We start from the raw sequence: 537 nt of genomic DNA on the forward strand, positions 1-537 counted from the left end.
CTCAACCAACCGGAGCTGACGGCCGAGCGCTTCCTGGCCGATCCGTTCTGCGGAGAGCCGGGGGCGCGGATGTACCGCACCGGCGACCTCGCCCGCTATCGGCCCGACGGCAATCTCGAGTTCCTCGGCCGCAACGACGACCAGGTCAAGATCCGCGGCTTCCGCATCGAGCCGGGCGAGATCGCCGCCCGCCTCGTCGAGCACGACCGGGTGCGCGAGGCCGTCGTGCTGGCGCCCGAGGATCGAACGGGCGAGAAGCGCCTCGTCGCCTATGTGGTGCCCGTGCCCGTGCCCGAGGCCGGACCGGACGACGGCGACGACGCAGGCGCGCTTGCCGCCAGCTGGCGCGCCCATCTCAGCGCCCACCTGCCGGACTACATGCTGCCGTCGGCCTTCGTCCGCATCGACGCCCTGCCGCTGACGCCAAACGGCAAGCTCGACCGCCAGGCGCTGCCGCTTCCCGACGACGATGCCTATGCGCGGGCCGCCTATGCGGCGCCGAAGGGCGAGATCGAGACGATGCTGGCACAGATCTGG

Annotated in this window: 1 pseudogene; it reads left to right on the top strand. The window is 71.7% G+C overall.

What is annotated here, in order from left to right:
* Window positions 1-537: pseudogene (locus tag QN224_RS33600) on the top strand (AMP-binding protein); the annotation flags it as partial.

The sequence above is a fragment of the Sinorhizobium sp. 7-81 genome (assembly GCF_030124405.1).
Classification (GTDB): Bacteria; Pseudomonadota; Alphaproteobacteria; order Rhizobiales; family Rhizobiaceae; genus Sinorhizobium; species Sinorhizobium psoraleae.